Origin of the sequence: Flavivirga algicola (genome assembly GCF_012910715.1) — a bacterium.
Classification (GTDB): domain Bacteria; phylum Bacteroidota; class Bacteroidia; order Flavobacteriales; family Flavobacteriaceae; genus Flavivirga; species Flavivirga algicola.
In genome coordinates, this window is sequence record NZ_JABBHF010000001.1 from 216,733 (window position 1) to 236,199 (window position 19,467).

The following is a 19,467-nucleotide window of genomic DNA, read 5'->3' on the forward strand; positions in this document are numbered from 1 at the left end:
TAAGTTTATCCACCTTTATACTCCCTTTCAAAAATAGAGAAACAGGTTCGATTCTGATTCGTTAGTCATATTCTATTTTTAATTTTGACCATAATTTTAACTATAAGATCAAAAGAAGACAGGTTTTTGTTATATACCCTTTTATCTCAAGAATACACATTGTGTATCTTGTTTTTACGCTTATAATATGTCCACTAAATACAATTTTATTCGGCACACAACTTCTGTATTTGATTTGAAATCAGGTTACTTAATATAAGCCAAAGAAAAAGCGGGATCTCTCCCGCTTCAACAACTAATTAAAAAACTAAACTAACTTCTGTTATAAATTTGGATTCACATCCTTTTCTGGTTGTGGTATTAGCCAATTGGTTTGTCCACCATAATTCAATCCAGCTGAAGTTAAATCTCCAAGATCCCCCCAACGTTTTAGGTCAAACCACCTGTGTCCTTCAAACATGAGTTCAGATCTTCTATCCTTTTTTATCTGCTCAAGTAACGCTGCTTGGTCACTATTACTAATTCCTGCCATCGATAATCCTGCTCTTAATCTAATTTTTTCAAGCTCATTCCATGCCTCGGCTGTTTTACCCTGTAATACTAGTGCTTCTGCTTTATTCAGAATAACTTCAGAATAACGAATAACAGGGATATTTATAGAAGTCCCTTGATTAAAAAATGCGCCACCTCTTTGCCAATTTGTTGTATCGTATGGTAAAAATTTACGCATTTGGTAAGCTCCATCTACCTGTAAATCCAGCCTAAAATCATTATGTATTGATAAATCTGGGAATACGCTAGTTTGATCGACAGAAGCATAATAAATTTGATCTTGACCAGATATAAGAATTGAAGCCTCTCTTCTTATATCATTAGGTTCAAAAGCTTCAGCAACGACATCATAAGTAGCAGTTTGCCTTGGTATCATATAAACGGCCCATGAGATTCTTGGAAATATATGCATGATTAGTGAAGTTTCAGCTTTTTCATCATTCCAAAAATTGCCTCTTCCTGGTATTAATTGTACCTCAAAAACAGATTCCGAGCTGTTTTCCATTCTTCCATCAAAAAGCTTAACAAAATCCTCAGCTGCCACTAATTGGTACCCCAAGCTTTCCACTTGAGACGCTGCATTTTCTGCACCTTGGTAATCCTGTGTCCACAATTTAACACGAGATAAAAGTCCATAAGCTGCCCCACTAGTAGCTCTACCTACCTGGTCACTCGGATAAGATGCTGGTAACAGTTGTGCTGCACGTGTAAGATCTTCTTCCATTTGAGCCCAAACATCAGCCTCAGGCGATTTTTCGATAGTATTTAACTCAGCTGGGGTCAACAAAGTTGTAACCAAAGGAATATCTCCAAAACCAGCCACAAGATTGTAATAATATAATGCTCTTAAAAATAAGGCCTGACCTTCTAATTCATCTCTTTTTCCACTAGAGAAATTAGTTACTTTATCTAAATTTCCAAGTACAAAATTAGCGCGTGCTATACCTTTATAACCTGCATTCCATCTAACATTAAAATATAAATTATTAGAGTCCCAATTATAACTGTTTAATTTGATCATATCGGGTCCAAAATTTCCATCTCCATTTTCATTAATAATATTATCAGTAGGTATTTCTCCTAAAGTTAAAAATGTTAATTTGTACATCCCCAAATGATTCAAAGGATCATAAGCAGCTGTTGTAGCATCAATGGCTTGGCTTTCGGTCTGCATAAAATTATCGGAATTCAGACCATTCTTGTCAGTCAATTCTAAAATGTCCTCATCACAGGATAAAAAAGTGACGAACATTAAAATGAATAGGTATTTAATTTTTTTCATAATCTTTTTTTAACAATTAAAATTTAGCATTTAAGCCTACCGAAAACACTCTAGCTATTGGATAAACAAAATTGTCTATTCCTGCAGCCAGGTTACTTCCGTTAGCATTTCCAACTTCTGGATCTGTTCCTGAATAATTGGTAAATGTAAATGGGTTCAATACATTACCATATAACCTTACTTGTGAAATACCAAGTTTATCCAACAAGTTGGTTGGTAATGAATATCCTAATTCAATCACTTTTATCCTCGTGAAAGAACCATCTTCAACATAAAAACTAGAATTTTGACTATTCCCTACGTCTTGTGCAATAGCTCTGGGATAAGAGGCGTTAGAGTTACTAGTAGACCACGGTGTGATATTCAACTTATTTTCACTTCTAGTATAATCTGTTAGCAAAACTTTTGAAATATTGTATACATCATTACCAGACATACCTGTTCCTTGTAAAGAAAAATCAAAGTTTTTGTATTGCAAGTTTAAGTTAAAACCATAGATAAAATCTGGTATCGGACTTCCAATAAATGTTCTATCATTGTCATCAATAATGCCATCTGGGGTTCCATCTGGTCCAGATATATCTTTATATCTTATATCACCAGGTGCATTATTTACATTTTGGGTAGCATGCGCTGTTACTTCTGCTTGCGTTTGAAAAATACCATCGGCTACCAGTCCATAAAATTCCCCTATGCTTCTTCCATTCTCAGTACGTGTTAAATTTCCACCTCTAAAATTGTAGTTATTAATGGCTGCTGGAACATTGAGTATCTCATTTTGAATAGTGGTTAAATTAGCACCTACACTAAATTCCAATTCACCAACCTTTCCTGCATAATTTGCAGAAAATTCAAAACCTTTATTTACCAACTCTCCTATGTTTTGTCTTTGACTCCCTTGATTTTTACCATTCGAAATACCAGTTACTGCAGACTGCGGCACCCCTACCAATACATCTTCCTGTGTCTTGTTATAATACTCGGCTACAAGATTTAATCTATTATCAAAAAAATCTGCATCAATACCTACACTGTATTGTGTAACGGTTTCCCATTTTAAATCTGGATTTGCGATACCTTGTGTAGCAGAACCTGAGAGCACGACCCCATCTTGGTTACCAAACGGATAATTAAACCCTTGTACAACAACAGGAGAGAATAGATAATTCTGAATATTATCAGCGCCTACCTGCCCCCAACCAGCTCTTAGTTTTAAACCAGATAATGCTGTTTCTTTAGGCATGAAGTTTTCATCTGAAATTCTCCATCCCAATGATAGCGAAGGAAAAGTACCCCATCTATTATTTCGTCCAAATTTTGATGATGCATCACGTCTTACAATAGCTGTCATTAAATATTTACCCATATAGCTATAATTTACTTTTCCAAAATAAGATAACAGGCTCTCCTCTGAAATGAAATCAGTGATTTGTAAATTTTGAGTCAAATTTGTAACAACTAATGGTTCACCTTCATTAGCATTTTCGCCAGAAACTGCTAGTCTTTGAAACCTACTACGTTGTAAACTATGGCCTGCTAAAAGTCCAATTGAATGACTGTTAGCATTTATAGTATAGTTTAAAGTATTTTCAATCAAGAAGGTACTGCTTGTTACTTGAGATTTAGCTATTGATTGCTCAGTAGAAGCAGCAGCCCCTAAATCAAATATTCTTCCGTAATTTTCAGATACTGTATTATTGAAAGTATAGAAGCCAGAGGTTTTAAACTCCAAATTTGGTATAATTTTATATTGCGCATAAATATTTCCTTGGAAATTATTTCTAATTGGCGGTGTTGTTGGTCCTTCAGCCGTAAATAAAGGATTTACCTGTGGTTTATAAAAACCATTAGCAGGCGTTGGAGCATAATTTCCATTAGCATCATAAACAGGAATTGTCGGGTAAAACAAGGTCGCCAAAGACAGTACTGTGTTAGTCCCTCTAGAAGCTCCCAGACCATCTTGTTTTGACCTTGTGAAACCAATGCTAGCTCCTACTTTTAATTTTTCAGAAATTCTTTTATCAGCATTTATACGTGTTGAAATTCTTTCGAAAGAAGAGCCTTTAACAATACCTTCTTGTTTAAAGCGCCCTAAAGACAAAAAGAAGTTACTAGTTTCAGACCCTCCAGAAAATGACGCCTGAATATCAGACATTTGTGCTGTTTGTGTAATGGTATCGATCCAATCGGTACCAACTCCAAAAGATTCAGGATTGTCAAAACCTGGAGCAATAGCTCTTCCTGCATTTTGATAAGCTAAATTTGTTGTTCTCACAAAAGTTTGTGCATCCATCAAATCCAGTGTATTTGCCACTCTTTGAAAACCTGTTCTTGTATTTATACTTACAACACCTTTTTGACTTGTACGTCCTCGTTTTGTTGTAATCAAAACAACACCATTAGCCGCTCTAGTTCCATAAATGGCGGCTGATGCAGCATCCTTTAAAACCGTTATCGATTTAATATCTTGCGGATTGATAGATGATAAAGGACTACTGTTTTCATTCCCCCCTACAGAGATGGGAAATCCATCTATAACATATAAAGGTTCACTTCCATTTACACCTCCAGCACCTCTAATACGAACAGATACACCTCCTCCAGGCGTCGCATTATTAGACGTTACAGAAACCCCAGCAGCTAATCCTTGAAGGGCATTATCAATTGAAGCAGTATTGGTTCTTGTAAGTGCCTCTGTATCGATCGTTTCAACTGCTCCCGTAATCTGAGAACGCTTTTGAGATCCATAACCTACTACGACAACTTGATCTAAGGTTGCTAGATCCTCTTCTAGTTGTACACTTAAAGTCGTTTGACCATTAACAGGTATTTCTTTAGTCTTATACCCCACATAAGATATAATAATTATACCATTTGTATCTACATCGGTCAGAGTATAACTACCATCAAAATCGGCTGTAGCACCTTTTGAGGTTCCTTTTACAATTATTGACGCCCCAGTTAATGGTACCCCCTGGTTGTCTGTTATTGTTCCTTTTACGTTTACACTTTGCGCATTAGAAATATTGCAAAATGCCATAGCAAAAAAGCAAAAAAGCACTAATTGTAATGGTTTAAATAGTAATTTGTTTTTAGTTTGTTTCATACGGTCATTATTTAGTTTATTCTATGGACAAATGTATTTTCAATAAACCTCATTTATTGACACAGATATTTCAAAATTTAAAAATTTTAGCACTCAAGTTTTAAATTTTTCATAATGACCAAAAGAGTAAGTAAGTGAGGTTTTCCTGTAAGAATTGTGTTAATATATCGAAAAACCACAATACAGTTTCACCATTAAAAAACCAAATAAACACCTAAAAACAAACAAGTTAATCCGATAAATATTTATAAAATGTTATATACTTTTATATCGTTTTCAAGTTAACAAATGTAACATTTGTGTTAATCGACAACCCAATTTGTACCAAGTAAAATTCAATATATTATTGAGTAATCCAACCTCCCCTTTTCATTCAAAAAACAGTTTAAATGCACAAAAAAAGGAGATATAAAAATTCAACCTGTGATAAAAATGTTATTATTCGCAAGAATTGTGATAACGAAATATAGATCGATGTAAGAAATTTGTTCCAACAAAAGCCATTATAAATTATCACATGAAAAAAATTATTATTCTTTTTTTATTCACGATTACTTCAAGTTATTCTCAATCTGTAAATAATATTAAAAATCACAAAAACAAAGTATCCGAGGCATACCCCAACATTGTGCTGATTTATGTTGATGACCAAGGTACTTTAGATTTAGGCACCTATGGAGCGACAGATATAAAAACGCCCGTTTTAGATAATTTAGCACAAGAAGGCGTCAAGTTTACGCATGCCTATGCACATACAGTTTGCTGTCCCTCAAGAGCTTCCTTGCTTACTGGAAGGGCTCCACAACGAAGTGGTGTTAACAACTGGACATCATGTTCACCTAACGACAAGGTAGGCCGGGTTATGAATCTAAAGGAAATCACTATTGCTGAACATCTCAAAAATTATGGCTATAAAACAGGGATTATTGGTAAATGGCATTTAGGAGCCCTGATGGATCATGGTCCATTGGATCAAGGATTCGATACATTTTTTGGCTTCAGAGGTGGTTTTATTGATTATTATACCCATCGCTTTCTTCATGCGAAATGGCAACGCCCTCAATTTCATGATCTCTATGATGGTAAAAAAGAAATTTTTAGAGATGGTGAATATTTCCCAGATCTTCAAGTAGCAGAAGCCAAAAAGTTCATAGAAAAAAATGCTAATGAACCATTCTTTTTATATCTGCCTTTTAATTTACCGCATTACCCAGAACAAGCAGATTCTATCTTTACAGAGCAGTACAAGCATTTAAAATGGCCAAGAAGCTCCTACGCCCCCATGATTTCTACAATGGATAAAAAAATTGGAGAGGTTTTGGATAAAATTGAAAAAACCGGGATAAAGGATAACACCATCGTTATTTATATGAGTGATAATGGACATTCCACCGAAGATTACTATAATTGGGATGTAAGCTATGGCGGCAATGGCGGTGGCGGTTATACTGGTAAATGGCGTGGCGCCAAAGGAAGTTTTTTTGAAGGAGGCATACGGGTTCCTGCAATAATAAGCTACCCAAAAAAGTTTCCAAAAGGAGAAGTTAGAGACCAGACTATTATTAATTTAGATATTCTTCCTACAATTTGTGATATATTGGATATTCCTACTCCAAAAAACAAACTTGATGGCAAAAGTGCATTGCCCATCATTCTCCATAAAGAGGCACCTACAGAACATAAAGCGCTTCATTGGATGTGGCAGCATATGTGGGCTGTAAAAGAAGGACCTTGGAAACTTATTTACAAAGGATATGATACTACTGGCAAATACTCCAATCATCCTGAAAAAGAATTTGAAATGCCAGAATACTATTTAGCAAATTTAGATGATGAAAATCCAGAAGAAATCAATTATGCCAAGAAATATCCGAGGGTCGTTAAAAAACTGAAGAAACTTCACAACAAATGGGCCGAAGATGTGTTTAAAGATTCGGGAGATACAGACCCTAATTTATCGAATGCTTCCTTGACTAAGGATGAAGCCCAAGGGAAGTCGTCCAAGAAACTGTAAAATTAATGTGATAGATATAAAAACAGCTATTTACTTTCTTTTTAACAAAAGTAAATAGCTGTTATTTTTTTACTCAAATGTAAAGCTAATGGTTGGTAGCTTTTTGTCAAACTACTTAACCTTGAACGTTGTTAAAACAGGTTTAGATGCTCCCAAATCTAAACTACGCTGAGAAGGCAACGAACCTCCTATATAGATTGTATAATCTCCTTTTCTTAAAACTTCCTTCCCTTCTTGATTAAATTGGTTAAACGTTTCTTTAGATAAATTAAAAGATATTGTTTTTGTCTCGCCAGATTTTAGTTGCACTCTTTTAAATGCTTTTAAATCGTAAATTGGATCTTCTTTTCCTGCTAAAGGAGAACTTATATAGAGCTGTACCACTTCCTGAGCGTCATAACCCCCAGTATTAGTAACGGCAACCGAGACATTATATTTACGATCAATTGTTAAGTTCTTATATGTAAAGGTTGTGTAAGACAGCCCAAACCCAAACGGATACAGCGGTTCTTTTTCCATGTATTTATAAGTCCTGCCTGTCATATTATAATCATCGTAAGCAGGTAATTGGTCAATGGATTTTGGAAACGTTATAGGTAATTTTCCCGAAGGAGCAACATCACCGAACAGAATGTTAGCGACAGCATTACCGCCCTCTTCGCCAGGATACCAAGCAAACACAACAGCATCAACCAAGTCATGAAGTTCTGGAATTGCTATTGGACTTCCTCCTGTTAACACCAAAACCAATGGTTTTTTAGATTTCTTCCTAATCTTTTTTATGAAATTAATTTGATTTTCAGGAAGTTTTAAATCTTTTTTATCACCTTTAAAAGTAGACGCTAGCGCTTCGCCCTCTTCACCTTCAAATAATCCAGAAATCCCCATCACAGCTATAGTCACATCTGATTTTGCTGCATCACCTGTTGCCCAATCTATTGGGTTTAAATTATCTCTAAATGGTAGAATACCATATTTATAATTAATACTTGTACCTACACTCACTTTGTTTACAATACCATCTAAAATGGTTTGAGAACTGCCCGTTAACCCATAATAGTTCCCTAATAAAACTTCTTCACTTGATGCATTGGGTCCTAATACATAGACTGTTCTAGCATCTTTTTTTAAGGGAAGAATATTATTTTTATTCTTTAAAAGTACTACAGATTTTTCGGCTACCTCCCTAGCTAGAGCACGATGTTTTTCCGAATTAACAACCTCCGAAGTTATTTGATCATAAGGATTTGTTCCAATTGGGTCGAACATACCTAATTTGAAACGTGTTAAAAAACTCTCCTTTAATCGTTTATCGATTAATTTTTCAGTGATTAACTTTTGTTCTAGGGCAGATTTTAAAACTTTATAAACATTTCCACAGTTAATAGTCGTACCGTTTATTAAAGCTAATGCAGCTGATTCTTCTGGCGTTTTTGTTACTTTATGAAACTTATGAAAGTCACTTATGGCCCCGCAATCTGAAACAATATATCCTTTAAAACCCCATTGATCTCTCAAAATATCCTGCAATAGATAAGGACTTCCTGTACATGGCTCTCCCAACGTACGGTTATAAGCGCCCATAACACCTTCCACTTTAGCTTCCTGTACCAGAGCTTTAAAAGCTGGCAAATAGGTTTCAAACAGGTCTTTCTTATTAACTATTGCATCAAACTCATGCCTTAATTCTTCTGGACCAGAATGAACCGCATAGTGCTTGGCACAAGCGGCAGCTTTCATATACTCTGGATGATCACCTTGTAAACCTTTAACAAAATTCACGCCTATTCTACTCGTTAAAAACGGATCTTCTCCATAAGTTTCTTGGCCACGCCCCCATCGAGCATCTCTAAAAATATTGACATTAGGAGACCAAAATGTCAAACCAGCATATCTACCTCTGTTATTGATCTTAATTGCTTCGTTATATTTTGCTCTAGCTTCATCTGAAATAGCCGTTCCTACGCGATAAATTAAATCTTCGTCGAAAGTAGCTCCAAATGCAATGGCTTGAGGAAAAACTGTTGCTCGACCATTTCTTGCTACACCGTGTAATGCCTCATTCCACCAATTGTATTCGGGTATATTTAAGCGTTCAATGGGCGGGCAAACATCCAATAGCTGGGATGTTTTTTCCTCTAAAGTCATAGACTTAATTAAATGATCTATTCGTTCCTCATGGCTTAATGTCGTATCAAACCATTTTTGATTGGATGTTTGACTGTTGATAGAAATAGGTACTAACAAAAGTGCTAGCATGATAAACTTATACATTTGCATATAATTTTTTATAGGTTATAAATTATTAATTTTAATTGAGATTTAAATTTTATTTTGTTTGGATGGTAATCTGACTCGATTTTAATTTTTTTGATTTTGCTATTAATTTTATTTCTCCACTTTTTTCAGATGACTTTAAAATAGCTAAGCACATCCCGCTGAAAGCTTTTCTATGATCTGCTTGAAATGACTCCAAACTAGTTTGATTGCCATTATCAACCGCAAGTAATTCGCCAACACCCTTTACTGAGAAACTTACAAGATTGTCTGCGTCTGGGCATAAGTTTCCGTTTTTATCTTCTATTCTTACTGTGACATAAGCCAAATCTTCTCCATCTGATTTTATCATACTTCTATCAACAGATAAGTTTATTTTAGCTGGTTTGCCTGCTGTAAAAATTTGCTTTTCTTGAATTGCCTTACCGTCTTTGTAACCAACAACTTTAATATTTCCTGATTCATAAGGCACCTCCCAAGACAATCTATATTTAGATTTAAAAGTTTTAGGCTCGTATCTTAAGAAATCAACTTTCAATTCTGTTAAATCTTTACCTTTCACCCTTCTACCCATTGATTTTCCATTAACAAAAAGTTCAGCACTATCACAATTGGTATAACAATACACAGGGATGTTTTTCCCTTCCATACCTTTCCAATTCCAGTGAGGTAATAAGTGAATCATAGGTTTAGTAGTCCACTGACTTTGATACAAGTAAAATCTATCTTTAGGAAATCCACACAAATCTACAGTACCAAAGTAAGAACTATGGGATGGCCAATCATCATTCCAATACCCATTGGTAGAATTGTCCCTTCCTCCGTAAGGTGTTGGTTCTCCTAAATAGTCGAATCCAGTCCAAACAAACTCTCCCATGACGTGCGGGTTTTGTTCTTGAAAATGAAACTCAATATCTGGTGGATACGCCCAAACCGGGCCTATTAAATCATAACTTGTAACATGCTTGGATGCATGCGTTTTATATTTTTCAATTGGTAGGTGGTAAACGCCACGGCTACTGGTACAACTGGAAGTTTCAGAACCAACTATAGCCAATTCTGGATATTTATTTCGAATATTACTATATCTTGTTGGTTTGTAGTTGACACCAGCTATATCAACTTGTTGTGCCATATTATTATCGTACGGTCCTGAATAATGATTAAACCCTGCAGAAGTTGGCCTTGTAGGGTCTATTTCTTTACAGTAATCATTTAGTCGCTTCGCAACCTTCCAACCATTTCTTTTATCTTTTTGCTCAATAATTTCGTTACCAATACTCCACATGACTATGGATGGATGATTACGATCTCTTAAAATCATATCTTTTAAATCTCTCTCCCCCCACGCATCAAAATATTTATTGTAACCGTTAGGCACTTTTTGCATTTTCCAAACATCAAACGCTTCATCCTGTACCATAAGCCCCAATTCATCACAAAGTTCCAAAAGTTCTCTTGAGGGAGGATTATGGCTCGTGCGAATGGCGTTTACACCCATGCGCTTCATAATTTGTAACTTTCTTTCGTCTGCTCTTCGATAAACAGCAGCCCCCAAAGCACCATTGTCATGATGCAAACACACACCATTAAAACGTACCAACTTACCATTTAAGAAAAATCCATCTTTAGTATATCTTATAGACCTTAATCCTATCCTACTTTTATAGGTATCTACAACGTTTCCATTTTGTGTCACTGTGGTCACAACATCATATAAATTGGGGGTATCCGTATCCCAACGTTGTGGATTGTCAATATTGCAAAATAATGCAGAAGTACTCGAAGCGTTAGCAGAAACAGAAATGGTTTCGTCAACAGATGTTACCAATTTGCCTTCTGGTGAAAAATATTCTTGTTTTACATTTACTTTAATGTCATTATTACCTTTGTTTTCTATTACCGTTTCATTTTGAACCACTGCTAATGTTTTCGTGACAGTAGGTGTTGTAATATAAGTCCCCCATTGCCTAACATGGACAGGGTTATCAATCTTTAACCATACTGAACGGTATAAACCAGCTCCAGGATACCAGCGTGACGACAAGTCTTCTGGTTTCAAACGAACAGCTATAACATTATCAGAGCCATCGTACTTCAAGTATTTACTAATATCAAATTCAAAACCAATATATCCATAAGGGCGGTTTCCTATAAATTGGCCATTTATCCATACATGAGCATCATACATAGCCCCTTCGAACTCAATTCTTACTACTTTTCCTTTAGTGTTTGGATCTATTTTAAAATGCTTACGATACCAGCCTGTTCCATGAAACGGAAGCCCACCAGCGCGGGCATTGTACTTGACATCAAAAGGACCTTCTATAGCCCAATCATGAGGTAGGTCTAAATGTCTCCATTCAGTATCGTTAAATGCTACTTTTTCTGCATCTTCAACTTCTGCATTGTAGAACTTCCAGGCATCATTGAAATTAATATCTTGAGCCCGTGCCCCACTATTAAAAATTCCTAAAATCAATATACATGATAGGAAAAGCTTTTTGGTTTTATTCATTTGTTAATCATTTTTATTTCTTCTTAACCTCTTCTCATAAACCCAATAAAATATGATGCTGGTATACTTATATATACCTAATATTCTGAATTCTATGAAACTAAATAATTTTTATGAAAAAAATTGAAGGGCGTACTTCGCAAACCTAAATTTGCGTATTTATTTACCACAAAAATATTTAAAATTCCAGCTAGTTATTATACCTCTTGTTACAAATAGTAACACAAATGTTTCAATTTGTACCATTAATCGACTTTTATATTTTTTGGAGGAGTAGAAATTATTCGAAATACGCTAACCACGTTATTAAATAATTACTCTAAAGTTAAATTTTCAGTTTTAATTTGTGTTCTGGCTGGTTTTAATCCATTACCTGTAACGGTCAAAGATATATCACCCGATCTTTTTGTGGACTGAACCAATACAACCAATTTACCACTGAATAATTTCATAGTTGGTTTATGAAACATTTCTAATGATGTTGCATCGCCATTACATGCGGCTCTAAAAATTCCATCGCCTTTCACTTTAAATTTTAGTTGATTTGTTGCAGTAGGACAAGGATTCCCTTTTTTATCCAATACAGACACTTCCACGTATGAAATATCTTTACCATCTGCTTTAATGGTTTTTCTATCTGGGCTTAAAACTAATCTATATGGTTTCTCGGCAGTTATAATTTCTTTAACAGCTTTTTGATTTCCGTCATCATCATAAGCCACGATTTTTAGAGTTCCTGGTTCGTATTTTACATCCATCCACATTAATCGGTATCTATTTTGCGGTGTGGAAGTGTTCTTTTTTTGAATGCCCATACTTTTTCCATTAATAAAAAGCTCTGCACTATTATAGTTGGTGTATACGAAAACAGGTGTTATTTTTCCTTCTCTACCATTCCAATTCCAATGTGGCAAAACATGAAGTGTCTCACTTGTCGTATTCCACCTGCTTCTATATAGATAATACCTATCTTTAGGTAAACCTGCTAAATCTGATATTCCAAAATACGAACTTCTTGAAGGCCATTTTTTATCATAAGGCGTTGGTTCACCTAAATAGTCAAAACCAGTCCAAACAAACTCACCTATTACCCATGGTTTGTCATCTTGCAAGACAAAATCTTCATCTGGTACATTAGACCAATTACATGATTCTAAATCGTACGAAGAGCATTGCAAATCATCGTGTTGCGTCATTTTTCCTTGCACCACAGGAAACTTATAAATGCCTCTTGAACTTATAGTTGAAGCTGTTTCAGATCCCAGAATGAATCCCTGAGGAAATTTTTCATAAGCTTCTTCATATAAATGTACTCTGTAATTAAGACCTGGAACATCTAAAATAGAACCAAAACCAGATTCCATAACCGATTTCACTTGATCCATTCCAACAGTCACAGGTCTTGTTGGATCTTCTCTATGAAAAATATCTTGTAAATATTTTGCACGCTTTACACCTTCCGAACCAGCCTGATCAGGCACCTCGTTTCCAGAACTCCACATGACAATGCAGGGATGATTTCTGGTTGCCTGAACAAGGTTTACCACATCTTTTTCGGCATATGCTTCAAAAAATCTGTTATATCCATTTTTTACTTTTGGTTTTGCCCATTCATCAAAGCTTTCTGCCAAAAACATAAAGCCCATTTCATCACAAAGTTCTAATTGCTCCAAAGAAGGCATATTATGTGAGCTTCTTATAGCATTACACCCCATATCTTTAAGAATGGTTAATTGCCTTTTTAATGCAGCCTTATTTATCGCTGCTCCCAAAGGCCCTAAATCATGGTGAAGACAGACACCTTTAAACTTTGTTACTTTTCCATTTAAACTAAAACCCGTTTTAGAATCAAATTTGATACTTCTAACTCCAAAGCGTGTTGATTGTTCATCTTTTAATTGGTTATCTACAAAAACCTGAGACACTGCTGTATATAAATATGGGCTGGTAGGACTCCAGAGGTTAGGGTGCTCAATTTTTATATTTTGCTCAAACTCATTACCAAAATGTTCTGTGGTACTATTCGAATTAACTTTACTTCCTTTAGCATCAAATATGGTGGTTACCAATTTAATTTGATCTCCAGTAACTTTAGTTTTAATAGTTACTTTTGCTTCTTTTTCAGAAATATAAGGTGTCTCAATAAAAGTTCCCCATTGGTCAATACTTTCCCTGTTCTTAACAATTAGACTAACCTTTCTGTAAATACCAGCTCCTGGATACCAACGTGATGCAAAGGCTTTATTCGATGCTTTAACTGCCAATATATTTTTTCCGTCCAGAATCTTATCTGAAATATCAAAATAGAAATAACCGTAGCCATATTTCCACTCTCCAATTTTATGACCGTTTAGAAACACTTCTGGTTCGCTCATAACACCTTCAAAAAGGAGGATCGCTTTTTTATCTTTTTCAAACTCAGGCACACTAAAGGTTTTTCTATACCATGCTGTACCAATATGCGGCAAAGCCCCTGTTCTGCCTGTTTTTTCTGTAGCTACTTTTTCCCCATTTTGAAATATAGCCACTGTTTGTTTATCTACATCCTTATTAAAAGGTCCATAAATAGCCCAATCATGTGGCACTGTTACGGTTTCCCAGTTCCTATCATTAAAATCAACCTGATGAGCATCACTTATATTTCCTTTTTGAAATTTCCAATGCCCTTCTAAATTTTTAACAAACCTAGCTTGAGCATATGTTAATTGACTCAATATTGTAATTGCAATCATTAAAGCGCATACTACTTTACTATTCATTTTCATTGTTTCATTTATTTTTTTAATCCGAATTTGCCACAAGATTTTCTTGGTTATTATTACCAAACTTTTCTATAAAAATATTGACCACAGCATAGCTTTTAGTACTATATTTTGGAACTTTTATTTTTTGAATCATATGAGTTATTTATACCTCCAAATATCTATAGAATAAGACATAAAGTTGTTTCTATGGGTAACTTGGATATCTCTCATAGTAAATTATTTTCGCTTAATAAAACAAGAAGTTTTTATACATCTTCGTTTTAAAACTGAATTTGAAACAAAAAAACAGATAATTAAATGGTAATCAAACCTCTAATACATTTTTCAATTCAAAATTCTTTTACTTCACTTTTAGACAAAGGTGATTTGATTTGAAACAGATATTTTTCCAATGACTGTTCTTCTCCATTTATGCTTAAATAAAATTGTTCCTCGGAAACCCATTGGAGCTGAAAGTTTTTTTCACAGAATAAATTAACACCATCATTATGAATCTCTATTTCTTCCGATAAAAAATAGTCTTGACCACTTTTGAGAGATTCAATTTTAACTTGAATATATTGTGGCGCGAAAGCGGCTGCAGAAGTTTTATTTATTTCTAAAACAGAAACGATATACCCATTGTTTGTATAACTACAGATAGTTGTGTTTTTTTCCTGGGAACAACTAAAAATGAAAACAAAAAAAACAAAAGAAATCCTATAAAGTGAAGATTCAAAAGACAACATATTCAAGCTAATTTTAATCAAGGTTTGGGTTTGGATATGTAAAAATATGAAATCTATAAATAGAATAAAATTTGTAATCAAACTATTGAGAGTAATATTTTAGTTCTATTATTTTATGATTTGCTATCAACTCCTTACGTATACCAATAGGATTCTTTTTATAGTTTTCCTTTTTAATTCAATCTGACTTAAAATAATATGATTCGGTTAAAGAAAAAAGTTATTGAAAAATTCAAAGAATATTCAAAAAAGACAAGTCTAAATTATTTTGAAACACTTGACTGTATAAATACTTTTTTTGAAGACACTGTACTTTCGTACGACTTATGGATTCATTTGACATCAAATAAATGTACAAAAACAAAAAACACTGAAAATCATATGATTAACAGTGTTTTGTTGTAACCTATTTCTAGGTTCGTCGGGGTGGCAGACTTAACCACCTCTTTATATCACACTGTTTTTCAGCACTTTATTTCATTATTTTAAAATATGCACACCTATTTGTACACTAAAACCATAAAAAGAACTTTGAAGATATAATTTGGTCTTCTTTAGTGTCATAAAGGTACAAATTATATAAATATTAATGAGCCTTACGCAGCATAAGATAAATTATAGTACATTTTACAAATAGGTTTACCCAGTGGATGAAGCTATTTATAACACAGATGGAGCGTTGGCGAAATTATGATATTACGACTAAGATCCATTTATAAAAAATGATAGCTATAGTGTAGTATTATGTAAAATATCCCAGAAACATTGTATTTCATTAGGTTAATTGGAACTTGGGTCATTAAACTAATTAGCGGTTTGCTTCGTAACATTAAAAAAAAGGAACTTTCAGATTTGCCCTATATGGATGATGGTTCATAATATATCTAATTTATTCAAGTTTCCTGAGGTCTCATGATTCTTATTTTAATACCACATTAAGACTTGAACTTGAGCTTCTTTTCAATAGCTTCAATCATTACATTGGCAATATCTAGTCCAGTTGCACTTTCAATACCTTCAAGCCCAGGAGAGGAATTAACCTCTAATAACAAAGGCCCCTTATTAGATCGAATAATATCTACACCAGCGACTGGCAAATCTAAAATCTTAGCTGCCTTAATAGCTAGCTTACGTTCTTCTGAAGTAATCTTAATTTTAGATGCAGAACCACCTTGATGGATATTTGCTCTAAATTCTCCTTTAGCAGCTTGCCGCTGCATTGATGCAACCACTTTGCCATTAACTACAAAACAACGTATATCTTGTCCATTTGCTTCTTTAATATATTCTTGAACCAAAATATTAGTTTTTACACTCTTAAACGCATTTATTACGCTTTCTGCTGCTTTTGTAGTTTCGGCTAACACAACGCCCTTTCCTTGGGTGCTTTCCAATAATTTAATAATAAGTGGAGCACCATTAACCATCTTTATTAAGTCTTTTGTGTCTAACGGAGAATTCGCAAATCCAGTAATTGGTATATGCATATCGTTTTTAGCAAATAGCTGGGTTGCTAATAACTTATCTCTAGATTGTGTAATAGCATCTGCCGAATTTAAACAATAGGTATTCATAGCGTCAAACTGCCTTAACAATGCACATGCATAAAAGGTTACAGATGGTTTTATTCTTGGTATAATTGCATCAAATTCATCAATAACATTGCCACCACGATAGCGTATTTGAGGCTCTTTAGCATCAAATTTCATATAAGCTTGTTGCACATTAAGAAAAATCATTTCATGTCCTCTTGCTTGTCCTGCTTCAATGAGACGTTTATTACTAAACAACTCTGGATTGCTTGCCAATAAGGCAATCTTTAATCCAGTCTTTTCTTTTCGAAAAGCCACATACTTTTCATCTAAATCTTCTTGTGAGAATTCAGGCAAAAGGTAAGTTGTCGATGGATTTACCAAATAGCGATTGTGTAATGCTTCTCTACCTAGTAACATTCTAAATTCCATAGAATCTCGGTTAGCTAGTGTTAATTCAATATCAAAAATATCGTCTTCCAAAGTTATTGGGGCTTTTATAACAAGACGTTCTTCAGATATACCCATTGAACTCTTTACAGAACGTTTTGCATGAATCTTTGCCTCACAAATTATATCTATACTTCTATTGTCTTGAAGAGGATTGACATGAAAGCGCACCCACTCTTCAGTATCTTTATAGAAAACTTTAATCTTATTTGCTTGTATAGATGATGTTTTGGCACCTGAATCTACACGTGCTTTTATTGCAGAAATACCAAAGGCTTCAAATGAACACCATTCTTCACTTCCAATTATTTTTAAATCGTTCAATGTATTTATTTTATAATTTTTAAAATGACTAAATCTATTACCTCTATAACTATTAAAATGATAATAATCCATTCTAACCTACTACTTTCTTTATGGAACATTATGTCTTTAAATAGGTCAAGGTTTTCTTTTACAATATTTACCTGTTGATTGATAATTTGGTATCTATCTTTTAAATCGAATTTTTTCTTTAATTCTGAATTAAGCTTATTGAGGTTTTTATCATCCCAAGCGGCATCATGGGAGTCGAAAATATATAGGTTTTCAGAAATCTTATTTTTCACATTTAACACTTTGCCTATATAGCATTTTAATTTTTTTCCACCAATATTTAACTTACCATGATTCTCTAGATAACTTGTATGTCTTCTAGTATCTTCTAATAACTGTTCTGCAATACTAGCGTAATAATCTAGTGCCAAAGAATGCGATAGATTAAGCATCACTAAACGAAGCTTTTCTGCATCATTGTCTGGTAAGGTTACGTTATCAAAATCTGTACTAAAACAGTCTCCCCCTGTAACTATTTCAAGTGTTTCAGAGATTACTGAATTAATAACAACATCTCCTTTTAGGGTTATATTAATTTTCTTTTTTAGAACACTAATTTCAGTTGAAGTAAAATTATAAACACAGATAATCCCATATTTAAATGCATATAAATATTTGCCTTGGTCTAAACAAAAAAATATTTCGTCGTTATCTGAAAATAAAGGGCGTTGATTAAAAATCGTTTTTAATGATTTAATATCAATATATTCTGCTACTTGAATAGCAATAGCTGTTGTTTTCATTGTTTTATGAGGTAAAAACCTCAGTCTTGTCTTTAAAACTTTTAAACTCAATCATATACCCATTAGGATCTGTGATAAAAAAGGAAAGATGTTCTCCAACTTTATTTTCCATAAAAGTAGACTCAGTAGTTACTTCTTGGTTAGACCGTAATAGTTTTCTATATAATGTACCCCAGGTTTCTATACCGATAATAACACCAAAGTGAAAGGAAGGTAGAACGTTATCATCAAGTTTGTAGTTTTTAAATTTAAAGTTAAAAGTTCCTGATTCGGTAAAAGTAAGCTGATTGTTGTATAAATTTATATCAATCCATTTATCTGTTTGTCTACCTTGAGTAGCACCTAAAGTATCTATATAAAAAGTTTTTGTAACTTCTATACTCTCACAAGGCAATGCTAAGTGAAATTGTGCTTTCATAATTTCTGTTTTAATTTATTTGTTTCCTAAACTGGTCAAAATATAATGTTATTGCACTTCGGTCGTCTTTATCTAGATATTCAAGTGCATCATACCAAGGAATCCATAATACTTTTTTAAACTTATGAAGCTCTAATACTTCAATATTTTTAAGAGGTTTTATTATGATAAAGTAATGCTTATATATTTCTTGTCGTTCCTTGTTGGTGTTCTTTCTTGACAGAAAATAAGTCAAATCTTTCTTTTTTAACTTTAATCCTATTTCTTCAAAAGTTTCTCTTATTAATGATTGATAGTCTGTTTCATTTTTCTTCTTCACTCCACCAGCAAGAGAGTATTTTTTCTTAACACCTATCTTTTCAAGAACAAGAATCTTGTCCTTTTTAACTGCAATAAGTCTAGATTTATCAATTTTGTTTAACATGATTAATCTAAACCCTCTTCATTTAAAGCATCAATATCTAAACTTTCATTAGTAGAATTATCATCTTCTTCATATTCTTCCATCGCTTTCACTAATTTCGTACCAATTTTTACAAGATAAATAGTATCATCAGTTCTAACCTCTACCGCTTCAATAAGTTCATTATTAGCATTTCTGAATGAAATAATATCGTCATCATCGTATCCATCTGGAAATTTCTCAACTAATAAATTTAAAATATCTTCATTCAGTTTTTGGTAATCTACAATTTTGCGTATCATTT

At 33.8% G+C, this 19,467-nt stretch carries 13 protein-coding genes; 2 read left to right on the top strand and 11 right to left on the bottom strand.

The window, feature by feature from the left end:
- Positions 1 to 322: 322 nt before the first annotated feature.
- Positions 323 to 1,834 (bottom strand): RagB/SusD family nutrient uptake outer membrane protein, encoded by a 1,512-nt coding sequence (locus HHX25_RS00775; RefSeq protein WP_169669085.1) that lies wholly within the window; start codon positions 1,832 to 1,834, stop codon positions 323 to 325.
- Between the two features lie 16 nt (positions 1,835 to 1,850).
- Positions 1,851 to 4,940 (bottom strand): SusC/RagA family TonB-linked outer membrane protein, encoded by a 3,090-nt coding sequence (locus HHX25_RS00780; RefSeq protein ID WP_169669087.1) that lies wholly within the window; start codon positions 4,938 to 4,940, stop codon positions 1,851 to 1,853.
- Between the two features lie 517 nt (positions 4,941 to 5,457).
- Here HHX25_RS00780 and HHX25_RS00785 point away from each other — a divergent pair.
- On the top strand, positions 5,458 to 6,954 hold the full coding sequence (locus HHX25_RS00785; RefSeq protein ID WP_169669089.1) for a sulfatase-like hydrolase/transferase: 1,497 nt from the start codon (positions 5,458 to 5,460) through the stop codon (positions 6,952 to 6,954).
- A 111-nt stretch (positions 6,955 to 7,065) separates the two neighbouring features.
- On the opposite strand, the gene HHX25_RS00790 is transcribed toward HHX25_RS00785, so the two are convergent.
- The 4 genes from HHX25_RS00790 to HHX25_RS00805 form a co-directional block, all read right to left on the bottom strand.
- Positions 7,066 to 9,228: a glycoside hydrolase family 3 C-terminal domain-containing protein gene (locus tag HHX25_RS00790; protein WP_240964193.1), complete on the bottom strand. Its 2,163-nt coding sequence runs from the start codon at positions 9,226 to 9,228 to the stop codon at positions 7,066 to 7,068.
- A gap of 55 nt (positions 9,229 to 9,283) precedes the next feature.
- The gene (gene galB, locus HHX25_RS00795) at positions 9,284 to 11,749 is read right to left on the bottom strand and encodes a beta-galactosidase GalB (protein WP_169669093.1); all 2,466 of its coding nucleotides are present in this window, start codon (positions 11,747 to 11,749) and stop codon (positions 9,284 to 9,286) included.
- 314 nt (positions 11,750 to 12,063) lie between these two features.
- Entirely contained in the window at positions 12,064 to 14,508 is a 2,445-nt protein-coding gene (locus HHX25_RS00800; protein ID WP_394352850.1) for a DUF4982 domain-containing protein, read from the bottom strand.
- Positions 14,509 to 14,843: 335 nt separating this feature from the next.
- Positions 14,844 to 15,263, bottom strand: a complete 420-nt coding sequence (locus tag HHX25_RS00805; RefSeq protein ID WP_169669096.1) for a hypothetical protein — start codon at positions 15,261 to 15,263, stop codon at positions 14,844 to 14,846.
- A gap of 177 nt (positions 15,264 to 15,440) precedes the next feature.
- On the opposite strand from HHX25_RS00805, the gene HHX25_RS21510 reads away from it, so the two are divergent.
- On the top strand, positions 15,441 to 15,647 hold the full coding sequence (locus tag HHX25_RS21510) for a BfmA/BtgA family mobilization protein (RefSeq protein WP_394352851.1): 207 nt from the start codon (positions 15,441 to 15,443) through the stop codon (positions 15,645 to 15,647).
- A gap of 530 nt (positions 15,648 to 16,177) precedes the next feature.
- Here the strand turns inward: HHX25_RS21510 and rimK are convergent.
- The 5 genes from rimK to HHX25_RS00830 are packed head-to-tail and all read right to left on the bottom strand — an operon-like array spanning position 16,178 to position 19,465.
- Complete coding sequence (gene rimK, locus HHX25_RS00810) at positions 16,178 to 17,548, bottom strand: 30S ribosomal protein S6--L-glutamate ligase (RefSeq protein WP_169669098.1); 1,371 nt, start codon at positions 17,546 to 17,548, stop codon at positions 16,178 to 16,180.
- 5 nt (positions 17,549 to 17,553) lie between these two features.
- Positions 17,554 to 18,342: an RMD1 family protein gene (locus HHX25_RS00815; RefSeq protein ID WP_169669100.1), complete on the bottom strand. Its 789-nt coding sequence runs from the start codon at positions 18,340 to 18,342 to the stop codon at positions 17,554 to 17,556.
- Between the two features lie 4 nt (positions 18,343 to 18,346).
- Complete coding sequence (locus HHX25_RS00820; RefSeq protein WP_169669102.1) at positions 18,347 to 18,760, bottom strand: VOC family protein; 414 nt, start codon at positions 18,758 to 18,760, stop codon at positions 18,347 to 18,349.
- A 10-nt stretch (positions 18,761 to 18,770) separates the two neighbouring features.
- On the bottom strand, positions 18,771 to 19,184 hold the full coding sequence (locus tag HHX25_RS00825) for an NUDIX hydrolase (RefSeq protein ID WP_169669104.1): 414 nt from the start codon (positions 19,182 to 19,184) through the stop codon (positions 18,771 to 18,773).
- A 2-nt stretch (positions 19,185 to 19,186) separates the two neighbouring features.
- A complete protein-coding gene (locus HHX25_RS00830) occupies positions 19,187 to 19,465 on the bottom strand; it encodes a hypothetical protein (protein WP_169669107.1) in 279 nt (92 codons plus the stop codon).
- Positions 19,466 to 19,467 lie beyond the last annotated feature (2 nt).

Excerpts from the sequence above, each read along its gene's own strand:
- HHX25_RS00830 (WP_169669107.1), bottom strand. The coding sequence starts at position 19,465 with ATGATACGCAAAATTGTAGATTACCAAAAACTGAATGAAGATATTTTA.
- HHX25_RS00800 (WP_394352850.1), bottom strand. The coding sequence starts at position 14,508 with ATGAATAGTAAAGTAGTATGCGCTTTAATGATTGCAATTACAATATTG.
- galB (WP_169669093.1), bottom strand. The coding sequence starts at position 11,749 with ATGAATAAAACCAAAAAGCTTTTCCTATCATGTATATTGATTTTAGGA.
- HHX25_RS00780 (WP_169669087.1), bottom strand. The coding sequence starts at position 4,940 with ATGAAACAAACTAAAAACAAATTACTATTTAAACCATTACAATTAGTG.
- HHX25_RS00820 (WP_169669102.1), bottom strand. The coding sequence starts at position 18,760 with ATGAAAGCACAATTTCACTTAGCATTGCCTTGTGAGAGTATAGAAGTT.
- HHX25_RS00790 (WP_240964193.1), bottom strand. The coding sequence starts at position 9,228 with ATGTATAAGTTTATCATGCTAGCACTTTTGTTAGTACCTATTTCTATC.
- HHX25_RS00825 (WP_169669104.1), bottom strand. The coding sequence starts at position 19,184 with ATGTTAAACAAAATTGATAAATCTAGACTTATTGCAGTTAAAAAGGAC.
- HHX25_RS21510 (WP_394352851.1), top strand. The coding sequence starts at position 15,441 with ATGATTCGGTTAAAGAAAAAAGTTATTGAAAAATTCAAAGAATATTCA.
- HHX25_RS00785 (WP_169669089.1), top strand. The coding sequence starts at position 5,458 with ATGAAAAAAATTATTATTCTTTTTTTATTCACGATTACTTCAAGTTAT.
- HHX25_RS00775 (WP_169669085.1), bottom strand. The coding sequence starts at position 1,834 with ATGAAAAAAATTAAATACCTATTCATTTTAATGTTCGTCACTTTTTTA.
- HHX25_RS00815 (WP_169669100.1), bottom strand. The coding sequence starts at position 18,342 with ATGAAAACAACAGCTATTGCTATTCAAGTAGCAGAATATATTGATATT.